The sequence below is a fragment of the Zobellia galactanivorans genome, from assembly GCF_000973105.1.
Lineage (GTDB): Bacteria > Bacteroidota > Bacteroidia > Flavobacteriales > Flavobacteriaceae > Zobellia > Zobellia galactanivorans.
Map to the genome: position 1 here is coordinate 354,384 of NC_015844.1, position 12,882 is coordinate 367,265.

Consider the following 12,882-nt stretch of genomic DNA (forward strand, 5'->3'; position numbering starts at 1 on the left):
TTGTTTTAGGCTTGTTCGGTCAATACTTTTAGTGCCCCCAGTATTTCAGCTACTCCCATTCTTTCGGTGTAGTTGGCTTCAACATGGGCCGCCTCAATGGTTTGGTCGGTATTGATTATAAAAGTGGCGGGTACGGGAAGGGTTTTTGATCCATCACCGTTCAAAAGGGTCAAATCGCGTCTTCCGTGGTAATCATCTCCTGGATCGAACTGAAGCTTGTAGGCCTTGATTACCTTCTGATCCGCATCACTAAGCACCTCATAATCCAAACTGTTCTTTTCTTTTGCGGTAAGGGCGTTATCGGGACTTTGCGGACTTATCGCCAAAAATGAAGCTCCATACGATTTAATTTCCGCCAAATTCTTTTGTACCTCCCTTAGGTCTAGATTACAAATAGGGCACCATTCCCCACGGTAAAACTTGATGATTACAATTCCTGATTTTAACATTTCGGTAAGCGAGACGTTTTTACCTACGGCGTTCGGCAAGGAAAAATCGGGAGCCTTGTCGCCTACTGACAATCCTTTGACATGGGCCGCATTTGAAATGACCAGTTTTTGAAAATCTTGTAATTCGCTCATGGTAATCTTATTGGTTTCGGCTAATGTAGGCCTTTTTTCGCTTTATGCTTTGAGCCCATAGATTTCCTTTTAAAATTAACCTTTCCGTTCGTTAAACAGCGCTTTAAAAACGAATCCCTTAGCCCTCATTTAATCCGGAAAAATCGTTCAAAACCTTTGAATAATTTAAATGTGCGGAGTTCAAATACCAGAGAAAAAACTACATATAAAGGCTTAAAGCCCCGTTATAGTTTTCCAAAATTTCCAAAATCAATTTTGGCATTTCATCAACAAGACACCGACAATCGCAATAAGAATAAGGCCTAGAGCGAATCTAGGCGGTCAAAAAAATAAAAAAAGAAAGCCTTGTGTTGTTATTTTATCATTTTTATTGTTTTCATTTTTATAAATTAGCAATCAAATGCAATTAATTTGAGGATTTGACAACTAAATAAGAAGATTGTCCATGCTTTCAAGAAGTTTGTCCATCTTTCTGTCATCACATCTTCATAATATTGTTATGTATGGGGTCTTCTTTATAACAAAGGGGCCTTCCTACATCCTAAATAAAAACCAATTCACTAGACGTATGAAGTTATCACTATTCGCAACTCAACTCAAACTTTTAGCGTTAGGCGTTTCATTATTATGGGGCAGCCTATCATTAAATGCACAAACCGCCATTAGCGGTACGGTAACGGACGGAGAAACGGGGACCCCCTTGCCCGGAGTCAACGTAGTCGCCGGAGCTAAAGGTGCCATCACCGATTTCGATGGAAAATACGAATTGAACATCTCAAATGACATTAAGGTCATTGAATTTTCGTCCTTAGGGTTTGCTGCAAAAAAAGTCGACATAGATGGCCGTTCGGTCATCAATGTTATTCTAGACCCACAGAGCGAAGCCTTGGACGAAGTAGTAATCGTAGGCTACGGAACCGTTAAGAAAAGTGACCTTACGGGCTCTGTATCTTCAATCGATGGCGACGCTTTCAAAGAGCTACCGGTAACCTCGGTAGACCAGGCCATTCAAGCTAGGGCGCCAGGGGTACAAGTAACCCAAACCTCGGCCGCACCTGGAGGTGGGGTATCTGTACGTATACGGGGATCCAACTCTATCAATAGCGGTAGCGAACCCTTATACGTCGTAGATGGTTTTCCTATTTACCCCGACAATAGTGCCTACGGTGCTGGGGGAAATCGACAAGCGACCAATATCTTGGCATCGATCAACCCAAACGACATTCAATCGATCGAAGTATTAAAAGATGCTTCGGCAACTTCCATTTATGGTTCCAGGGGTTCCAACGGTGTAGTTTTGATCACCACCAAAAGGGGAAAGGCCGGTAAAACCAAGATCAGCTATGAAGGTTCATATTCCACCCAAACCATTTCAAACCCTATCGATGTATTGAACGGTTCAGAATTCGCTACATACCTGAATACCTTGGAGACCAGTCAAGGAGGGGCGCCCATATACACCCAAGAGGAAATAGATGCATTCGGAACGGGAACCAATTGGCTCGATGAAGTTACAAGGGTCGGGTCCATTCAAAATCACCAACTTTCCTTTTCGGGAGGTAATGAAAACAACAGATATGCCGTTACCGGAAATTACCACGACAATGCCGGTATCATAAAAATGACGGACTTCAAACGATACGGTATCCGTTTAAACCTCGACAACTCGGCCTTCAATAACATACTGAACGTTAGTTCTAGCTGGTCGTACAACAGAACGGTATCCAATAACGCCCCTACCGACCGTGGTGGGCCAGGGGGTATCATCATTACCGCTTTAGGTTTAGATCCTACCGTACCCGTTTACAATGAAGATGGCACTTATGCCCTTGCTTCCTATGACGGTAGATTCTCAATCAACCCCCTACAAGAATTGAAATACGCTACCGATCAAGATATCACGAACAGGGTTCTTGGAAATACGACTTTTACGTTCTCCATAACTGAAAACTTAAAGGCCAAAACCAGTATCGGGGCAGATATACTCAACATTAACAGAACCAGTTTTTTCCCGTCGGTAAATACCCGGATCGGAAGGGATAACGCCGGGGAATTAACATTGGCCAATAGAAACTCGGCAAATATTTTGAACGAAAACCTATTGACCTATACCAATGAATTCGGCGGAAAACACTTTGTTGATGCCGTAGTAGGATATACCTACCAAAAAGAGATCAACAAGTATTTTAGCAGTACGACCCGTGGAATTACCGCTGCTTCGGTAGACCAAGCGACCCTGCAAGGAGGTCCGGATGTACTGACCCCGTTCTCTAGCCGACGTGAATGGTTATTGGAATCCGTATTGGGTAGGGTCAACTACAATTACGACAGTAAATATTTGGCTACCGTTACCTTTAGACGTGACGGATCATCAAGGTTTGGCGCCCAGAACAAATGGGCCAATTTCCCTTCTGTGGCCTTAGGTTGGAATATTTCCAACGAAAGCTTTTTTGACGGCAAAGGTATCTCCGATATCATGAACAACCTGAAATTAAGGGGTAGCTGGGGCTTGACAGGAAATTCAGAAATTCCGGTTTACAATTCCTTGGCCAACCTCAGCGAGTACAATTATGTATTCAACGGAGGGCTTGTTCTAGGGCTTGGAGACGAAAGACTGAGCAACCCAGATTTGAAATGGGAATCGACGACCATGAGAAATGTCGGTCTTGATGCCTCTTTCTTTAATAGCCGATTGAACCTAACCTTAGATTACTTTAGCAATCAAACCGAAGACCTTCTACTGTTTGTATCCATCCCAAGTAGCCTTGGTTTTGAATCCATCCTAAAAAATTCGGGATCCTTGGAAAACAAAGGTTTTGAAATTGGTTTGGACGGTTATGTGGTAGATGGTGAAGATTTTAAATGGAATATTGGTGGAAACATATCTATCTTAAGGAACGAACTTACCGATTTAGGTGACAGTACTCCCTTTTTCTCCGAATCTACCAGTGGCCACCTTGGTGTTGAAGGTAGCTGGGTAGAAGCCGGAAACCCTATCGGCGTTTGGAGGGGTTACGATTACATCGGTATTTTTCAATCCGATGAGGAAATAGCCAACAACCCTTCACGCTCGGGAGACAAACCAGGTTACCCACAATACAGGGACGTTAGCGGCGATGGCCAGATCACTCCCGATGATTATGTCACTATAGGTGACCCGAACCCCGATTTCACTTGGGGCCTGAATTCGACCTTTACCTATAAGAATTTCGATATGGGATTATTCTTTAGGGGATCACAAGGCTTCGACGTAAGAAACCTACAGGCTTCCGAAATTGGAGATGGTGTTCAAAAGATCAATCAGATCGGTTCCATCCTTACCAATTCATGGACAACGACCAATACCGGTGCTTCAAGACCGGTCATTGACGGTAACCGAGATTTTGCGAATTCTTATAGAGATTCCGATTATTTCATAGAAGACGGTTCTTTTATTCGGTTACAGAATGTATCCCTAGGATATACCTTCCCAGATTTTAATGATTTTATCTCAAAGGCAAGAATCTACGTAAGTGGACAGAACTTGTTTACTATCACCGATTATTCCGGCTTTGACCCAGAAGTAAACAACAGGGGACAAGATAACCTGAACCGTGGGGATGACTATGATGCCTACCCTAGATCAAGGACGTTGACCGTTGGGATTAACTTAGAATTTTAATTTTTTTAAAAAAAAGTATATTATGAAGAAATACACAAAAGCAATTTCATGGAGGGTTATCCCGTTCCTGTTCATTGCGATAAACATAATAGGCTGTACGGACTTGGAGGAGAATCCTGATTTTACCACCGAGGATAACTTCTTTTCCACTGCGGAACAGTTAGAGTTGGGTGTAAATGCCATATACGACGGTATAGGATATGGTCAAGATTGGTTCAACCACTTCTATGATCGATTTGTATTCGAGTGTTTGGCCGGCTATCAAGTAGGCTGGGAAAAAGGCCCCTTAAACTACCAGAACGGTAACGTATCGCCAGATGACGAGTATATCGCTACCTATTGGAGGATTTCCTATGAAAATATAAACAGGGCCAACGCCGTAATTCAAAAAGCGGATGAACTAAAAGCCGACGGGGCCTCCAATAGCGCCTTGATCGATAGGGTCAAGGCAGAGGCCCAGTTTTTAAGGGCATTTTATTACTTCAACCTTGTACGCTATTTTGACAACATTCCGGTAACTACCTCAAAAACGGAGAGCGATAAAGACCTTCCTTCCAACGAAAACGGTAAGCGTTTGGCCCTTGACCTTATACAATCAGATCTATCAATGGCCGCGGAAATTCTACCTGAGTCCTATGAATCCACAAATGTGGGCAGGGCCACCAAATGGGCCGCAGAAGCGCTATTGGTAAAAGCTTACCTACAAGACGAGAAATGGGATGAAGCCTATACCCTGGCCGATACCTTTATCAACGAAAGTGGCCTGGTATTGTTCGACGATTTTGCCGATACTTTTTCGGTCGAAAGGGAAAATTCCGGACCAAGGATTTTTGAAGCCCAGGTTTCCGCTTCCGCAAACTCCGCCGAGAACCAAAACTACCATCAACACTTTATTCCAGGTGATTTACCCAATGACCTAGGTGGCGTGGGCTGGCATTGGCTCAACTCAACCCAGGCGTTCCGTGAAAAATACGACCCTGCCGATAAAAGAATCGCGGGAACTTTTATTGAAGAATATGAGACAACTAGGGTCGGACCTAATTCCGAAGGGGCAAGACCTGTGGTAAAATGGAGTGCGGAAGCCTCATACAACCTGAGCCGTTTTGGTGGAATGGTAGCGGCCGATGCCGACCCCAACAATCCCGATGAATTGATTTTCTCCAACGGATGGTCGGCCAAATACACCGAAATGGGCATATCTAATGCCAATTTAACCGAGAAGAACATCGTATACCTTCGATTGGCAGATGTGCTTTTAGGACATTCCGAAGCCGCTAACGAAAGTGGTACCGGCGATCCCTTTTACGGAATCAACGAAGTCAGAAGAAGGGCCGGCCTTGATCCACTCGATGGCTTGAACAAAGAGCAACTTAGAGACGCCATTGTAAACGAACGTGTTCTTGAATTTGCCATGGAGTGCGAGACCTATCCTGAACTAAAAAGGAAAAGTACCTTTGGCGGATCACCGGATTACCTTGGGGAATACATACAAGAGTTTATAGATATGTACGGAGTAGACAGAACCTTATCGGCCAAAGACTACGTATTACCTATTCCTTTGAACGAGGTTTTAGGAAACCCCAACGTCACCCAAAACCCACAATATCAATAAACCTTGACTTGGTTTAGCAAACTACCTCGGGACAAGCCCGCGAGGCATTAAAACGAATACACCTTGATTTCGAGGCAAGCCCCGGAGCATTTAATCTCGATTATCGAGTAAACTTAAAAACCTGTCCTTACCGACAGGTTTTTATTTTTTCTTAAATTACCTATGTATTCCGGAAAGAATATTTACAATGAAACAAATGAGCCCATTCAAGCAAATTATCTTTTATTTTTTGCTATTTCTTGCTAGTGCATGTAGTGACAAAAATCCAACTTCCGAAAATCAAAAAAACGAAAAAGAACAGTTTAAACGCTCCCCTTCCCATATTACCAATATCGATTTCAACAACGAAATAATCGAAAACGAACAGTTCAACATGGTCGATTATTTCTATGTCTACAATGGTGCAGGGGTCGCCCTTGGCGATTTGAACAACGATGGGCTAGCTGATGTATTCTTAAGCGGTAACATGGTCAACGATGCGCTCTACATCAATCAAGGCGACCTAAAATTTAAAGATATCACTTCTAAGCTGGGCGTTACCGATGAAGGCTGGTCTACCGGGGTAACAATGGTAGACATCAACCACGATGGTTTTCTTGACATATACGTTTGCCGATCAGGAAATTTTGAAAAGGACAAACGCAAAAACCTCCTGTACATTAACCAGGGAGACCTCACTTTTAAAGAACAAGCCGAAGCTTACGGCTTAGCCGACGACAGCTATTCTACCCAAGCTGCCTTTTTCGATTACGATAAAGATGGAGACCTCGACATGTATCTGCTCAACCACACCAATGCCATACGGGACCCCAATAATATAAGGCCCTTGATCTCCGACAGCAGCGGCCCCGCCAATGACCGATTATATAGAAATGACGAGGACATGGGTTCGGGCATTCGATTTACCGATGTTACAAAGCAGGCGGCCATTGACTTCGATGGACTAGGACTCGGTTTAAGCATTGCCGACCTCAACAACGACGGCTGGGAAGACATATTCGTGACCAATGATTTTGTAGCCAATGATTATATCTATATCAACCAGCAAGACGGCACCTTTAAGGAAATGGCTAAATCTTACCTAAACCACGTTAGCCATTTTAGCATGGGGAACGATATCGCCGATTTCAACAACGATGGCCTGTTCGACCTTATAACCATGGATATGAGGCCAAAAGACAATTTCCATGAAAAGAAAATGTCCGGCCCCCTTAACTTCGACCTTTTCCAAAGGTCTTTGCAACAAGGCTACATGCCCCAGTACATGAGAAACACCCTTCAGGTAAATACGGGACCAGACACCGCTGGCGACTACAAATTTTCGGAAATAGGACAGCTCGCCGGCATTGACGCAACGGACTGGAGTTGGGCTCCTTTATTTGCCGATTTTGACAACGATGGCCTTAAAGACCTTTTTGTGACCAATGGATATTTGAGGGATATCACCGATCTAGATTTTATCAATTATACAAGTACCCTATACGGCGTGATGGCACATGACAGTCTCGACCATGTCCTTAAAACAAAGGCCAAAGAAATGCCTTCCATTAAAATACCCAATGCCATTTTTAAAAATGTAGGGAACCTCACTTTTGAAGATCATACCGATGATTGGGGTTTTGGAAGCCCATCCCTTTCCAATGGTGCCGCTTATGCAGATTTGGATAATGACGGGGATTTGGATTTAGTGATAAACAATATCAATGAACCCGCCTCTGTTTATGAAAACCAGACAAACAGCATAAACAAAAACCACTACCTGAACATTAAACTGGTTGGCGATAGTTTAAATCCGTTTGGCGTAGGCACCGAAGTACGCCTATTCCAACCCGGCAGCGTACAGCTAATACGACATTCGGTAACCCGTGGCTATCAGTCCTCCGTAGACCACACCTTGCATTTTGGACTAGGAAGCGATGCCAAGATAGATAGCTTATTGGTAACATGGCCCGATGGCCAAACCGAAAAAATACTTGCCCCGATAGCCGACCAAAATTTGACGATCACAAAAAATAAGGGCAGCAAGTCCTTGCCCCCTACCCTACCTTATGAAAAAGAAAGACACTTTAAGGATGTTACCAAAGGGCTCAATGTAGAAGTACGCCATGGGGAAACGGTTTACTATGACTTTAACAGGGAATACCTCTTACCGCATAAACTCTCCGAACAAGGTCCCGGCCTAGCCGTTGGCGATATAGACAATGACGGTTATGAGGACTTTTTTATGGGAGGTGGTTACAACCACAGCGGACAGCTATTCTTCGGCTCAAAAACCGGTTCCTTTACCCACAGGGCATTGACCCGCAACGAAAACGAAAGGTACGGGGAAGATACGGGCGTCCTTTTCTTCGACTATGACAATGACCAAGACCTCGACCTATACATTGCCAGCGGCAGTAACGAGTTTTATGAAAAATCGGAATATTATCAAGACCGCTTGTACACCAATGATGGAAAAGGAAACTTTAAACTTTCCCAAGGGGTGCTCCCCAGCCTATTGACGAGCAACTCATGTGTACGTGCGGCCGACTTTGACCAAGATGGCGATTTAGACCTCTTTGTCGGAGGCAGGCTAACCCCGTTAAAATACCCCTTTCCCCCCACTAGTTATCTGCTGATCAACGAAGGGGGCAAATTTACAGATGCCACCAATAAACTAGCGCCCTCACTTAGAAAACCCGGTATGGTCACTGACGCACTTTGGACAGACTATGATGCCGACGGCGATGTTGATTTAATTGTTATGGGCGAGTTTATGTCCATTGAATTCTATGAAAACCAAAACGGCACGTTAGCGAGTAGCTCCCATAAGACGGGGCTAAGCCATACCTCAGGATGGTGGAACAGTATCAATGGAGGCGACTTTGATAATGACGGAGATATCGATTACATTGTGGGCAATCTAGGGCTAAACTCTAAATACAAGGCCACTTCCGAAGAACCCCTTTCGATCTATGCCCTAGACTATGATAAGAACGGTACCGTAGACCCCATTCTCACCACTTTTAACGAAGGCAAGGAATATCCGGTTCACTCAAGGGACGACCTGATCAAACAGGTGCCTACCTTAAAGAAAAAATTCCCTGATTACGCAAGCTATGCCCGTGCCACCATTTCAGAGGTTTTAAGCCCCCAGGAAAAAAGTAGCGCCTATAGCGCCAAAGTGTTTCAGCTAGCCTCATCCATTTTAATCAATCAAGGTGATGGAACATTTGAAATGAGACCCCTACCGAATTGGGCGCAAGTATCCCCTATTTATGGCATTATCATCTCAGACTTTGACAAGGATGGCAACCTAGACCTACTGGTAACGGGAAACGACCATGGCACCGAAGTGGGAATCGGAAGGTATGATGCCTCAAAAGGCCTTTACCTGAAAGGAACAGGCACGGGAGACTTCCTTCCGGTAGCTCCCCTAGAAAGCGGTCTGTTTGTAGACGGTAATTCCCGAGGGGCCGTTGCTATCGATATAAAGGGCACAGCAAACCTTATTTTTGGAAGCAACGACGGTTCTCTAAAGGCCTATGCGCCAAGTAATGCAAATGACCAAAACAAAGTCTTGAAGGTACCGACAACCAGTATTTTCGCCAAAATACTTCTTGACAATGGAAAAACAAGACGGCACGAATTTTATCGGGGTTCCGGTTATCTATCACAATCTACCCGAAGCATTGGGCTCTCGGGAAAAGAAAAAGAGATAAGGGTTTTCGACCCCGATGGAAATGAAACCGTAATCGACCCCAAACCATAAAGTCGCACCGCAAATAAAAAAACAAGGATTGTCAGTTACAGGAAGCTTCCATATCGAAAAGACCTTACAGCTTGTCCGGCCTATTAAAACCCTCCTTTTTGGGCCCATGTACCCGTATCGGTCAAAGGCTATCGCCCTATGGATTCCCTATGCAATTATGAAAAGAAACCTAAGACACCTTAGCGGCGGTGTCTTATAATTAAATTTACCGTAAATGAAACTAGCATCAATAGACATTGGATCAAATGCCATACGGCTTCAAGTAGTCAAAGTATACGAAGACGAAGATTTAGTCAGTTTTAAAAACCTACAGCTATTGCGCTTTCCCTTGCGATTGGGCCATGATGTGTTTTCCCAAGGAGAAATATCGCAGCCCACCAAGGAGAAGTTCATTAAGTTGATGAGCGCCTTTAAGCATCTCATCGACCTGTACGAAGTAGAAGATTACTATGCCGTAGCTACGTCGGCCATGAGGGAAGCCCGTAATGGTAAGGAAGTGAGCGATCACATCAAAAAAGAGGTGGGCATGAAAATCAACGTCATCACGGGAAAAAAGGAAGCCAGCATTCTGAACAAGGCCATTAAACCGACACTGAAAAACAGAAAATATGTGCATATCGATGTCGGTGGCGGAAGTACGGAACTCAACTTACTTGAAGGCGGACAACTGTTACAGAGCCGGTCGTTCAAAATAGGATCGGTCCGGCAATTGACCGCAAAAGAACGGGCGGAAGTTTTTGCCGACATGAAAGAATGGATCCACTCCACAAGCTTTCAAAAATCAAAGAATATCGTTGGAATAGGCACCGGCGGAAATATTAACCGCTTGTACGGATTGGCCAATAAGGCCTCCAACATGGCCATATCCTTTGCCGAGCTCAAAGCCCTGCGGGCCTATGTTAGCGAGTTCACTTATGAGCAGCGGATGTCCATCCTCAAAATGAATCCCGATAGGGCCGATGTTATTGTTCCGGCTTCGGAAATATATTTACGGGTCTTAAAGGAAATGAGAAGCGACCAAATTCTTGTCCCTAAAGTCGGATTAAAAGACGGTCTTATTTACGAATTATACGAACAAAGAACCCATAAAAACCTAGACAAGATAGAATATCTGGGCTATCTCTAAACAGTCGTACCACAAGCTCGGTCGTACCTGCCCCCTGTCTATCATCAAAGGGGGACGTTTTCGCCGATTCCTTGGAATTCCTTGGGTTACAACTGAGTTTTAATTGTTGTTTTCCGGGCCTCCTTTATCATCCTCGCCTAAAGGAAGGGTCTAGTTTACCCGAGCGGTACAGTACAGGATACAAAGCATTCTTTCATAGACTAGTTTTGTTTTGAAGCATAATGACCGTTCAAATGAAAAATACAGTACAACAATTCAAGTATGTGGATTATCTATGGGATGAAAAGAAAGCTGCAGCTGGGATGAAAAGAAAGCTGCAGCCCTAGGTGATGACCAAGTCGCGTTTATTGGCGGCAGAGTTAGGAAGTGATAAAATCGGTGTAAACACCGTCAATCCCGATGGGGTTATTGTGGGCAGTAAGATATGGGAAGGCGATTGGGCCGAAGGTCGGGCCAAAGCCTACGGAATTACCGAGGAAGAACTTCCCGCCCATTACGCGAAGCGCAATCTTTTAAATGAAATTATTTATCCGAAAGATATTGCCCATGGGGTATTTGCCTGTGTGCCCATCTTAAATAAGACTACAGGTAATATTATCAATGTAGATGGCGGTATGGCCAATGCATTTGTAAGATAATTTTTTTGAGTTAGTTTGTTTTTACTTCCGTGGGCCACCAAGTCTAAGGAAGTATTTTTCCAAAATTAAAAGCTTTATGAGAATAGATAAAAACCAGCTTGGCGAGGCCAATCAAAAACAAATTGACGGGCATAATGAACATTTCGATTTTTTAGCGAATAGCATTACTAAAAAAGGGAAAGATATCGATGCCATAATAAAAAAGCTAGAAGACTTTCAGATAGCTATACCAAGTTGGGCTTTGGGTGCAGGAGGAACGAGATTCGGACGTTTTGGATTTCAAGGGGAGCCTTCGACCCTAGAGCTAAAAATAGATGATGTTGGATTGATACATGCACTTACCCAAAGTGCGGGTGCCATATCTTTACATATACCTTGGGACGTGCCAACCGATTACAATGCCATTAAAGATTTGGCCAACTCCCATGACATCTTGTTTGATGCCGTAAACTCAAACACTTTTCAAGACCAAAAAAACAGTAAGGAAAGTTATAAATTCGGTTCTTTAAGCAGCACCAGCAAGGCCGCTCGCGAGCAGGCCGTAGCCCATAATATTGAAGTCATCAAAATCGGGGAAAAACTGGGATCTAAAAGCCTGACGGTTTGGTTGGCAGACGGCTCCAATTTTCCAGGACAAAGTAATTTTCAAACCGCATTACAAAATACCGAAGACAGTCTAAAGGAAATCTATAAAACCCTTCCCGAAGATTGGAAGTTGTTCATAGAGTACAAACCCTACGAACCTAACTTCTATAGTACGGTAATCCAAGATTGGGGAACCTCATTTATGCTAGCCAATGCCTGCGGGGAAAAAGCCTATACCCTAGTCGATTTAGGACACCACCTTCCCAACGCTAATATCGAACAGATCGTCTCGACCTTAATGCTTAAGGGTAAACTGGGCGGCTTTCATTTTAACGATAGTAAATACGGTGATGACGACCTTACGGTCGGCAGTGTCAAACCTTATGCCTTATTCTTAATTTTCAATGCCTTGGTGTACGGAATGGAAAACAATCCGCAAAACCCATATCCCGCTTGGATGATAGACGCCAGCCATAACATAAAAGATCCATTGGAAGATTTGATCCAATCTTTAGAGGCCATACAAGAGGCACACGCCAAAGCCCTACTGGTCGACCAAAAATTATTGACCGAAGCACAATTGAACCACGATGTAGTAAAGTGTCAAGAAATCATTCAAGATGCATACCGTACCGATGTCAGGCCACTTTTAGAAAAAGCCAGATTAAACCAAGGTGGAGCTCTAAGCCCGATAAAGGCTTATCGATCTTTAAAAGTGAGGGAAAACCTAATCAAGGAAAGAGGCGCCAACTCGGTAGCATCAGGATTATAAACAAGAAATTAAGGGCCGCATTTGATAGTGGTGCAAGCAACAAAAGCCCTTTCTTTTAATAGAAGTTTAAACACGTCCGGCTCGCCCCCATGGGTATTGAGCAAATTAGCGACGAAAACCTTGTCGCTTTAGGCCATGGCCAGTAGGGCCAATATT

At 43.9% G+C, this 12,882-nt stretch carries 6 protein-coding genes and 1 pseudogene; 6 read left to right on the forward strand and 1 reads right to left on the reverse strand.

Annotated features, from left to right (window positions below; genetic code table 11):
* Positions 1-5: 5 nt before the first annotated feature.
* Positions 6-581 carry a peroxiredoxin-like family protein gene (locus tag ZOBGAL_RS01270; protein ID WP_013991656.1) on the reverse strand — a complete coding sequence of 192 codons (576 nt, stop codon included), beginning with the start codon at positions 579-581 and terminating at the stop codon, positions 6-8.
* 568 nt (positions 582-1,149) lie between these two features.
* On the opposite strand from ZOBGAL_RS01270, the gene ZOBGAL_RS01275 reads away from it, so the two are divergent.
* From ZOBGAL_RS01275 to ZOBGAL_RS01300, 6 genes and pseudogenes are all read left to right on the forward strand, one after another.
* Positions 1,150-4,242: a SusC/RagA family TonB-linked outer membrane protein gene (locus tag ZOBGAL_RS01275; protein ID WP_013991657.1), complete on the forward strand. Its 3,093-nt coding sequence runs from the start codon at positions 1,150-1,152 to the stop codon at positions 4,240-4,242.
* Between the two features lie 22 nt (positions 4,243-4,264).
* Positions 4,265-5,854, forward strand: a complete 1,590-nt coding sequence (locus tag ZOBGAL_RS01280; protein WP_013991658.1) for a RagB/SusD family nutrient uptake outer membrane protein — start codon at positions 4,265-4,267, stop codon at positions 5,852-5,854.
* 196 nt (positions 5,855-6,050) lie between these two features.
* The gene (locus ZOBGAL_RS01285; protein ID WP_158499702.1) at positions 6,051-9,605 is read left to right on the forward strand and encodes a VCBS repeat-containing protein; all 3,555 of its coding nucleotides are present in this window, start codon (positions 6,051-6,053) and stop codon (positions 9,603-9,605) included.
* Positions 9,606-9,819: 214 nt separating this feature from the next.
* A complete protein-coding gene (locus ZOBGAL_RS01290; RefSeq protein ID WP_013991660.1) occupies positions 9,820-10,731 on the forward strand; it encodes a Ppx/GppA phosphatase family protein in 912 nt (303 codons plus the stop codon).
* A gap of 338 nt (positions 10,732-11,069) precedes the next feature.
* A pseudogene (locus tag ZOBGAL_RS01295) lies at positions 11,070-11,369 on the forward strand (bifunctional rhamnulose-1-phosphate aldolase/short-chain dehydrogenase); the annotation flags it as partial.
* Positions 11,370-11,445: 76 nt separating this feature from the next.
* Positions 11,446-12,726, forward strand: coding sequence for a sugar isomerase (locus ZOBGAL_RS01300; RefSeq protein WP_013991663.1), 1,281 nt, complete (start codon positions 11,446-11,448; stop codon positions 12,724-12,726).
* Positions 12,727-12,882: the final 156 nt, after the last annotated feature.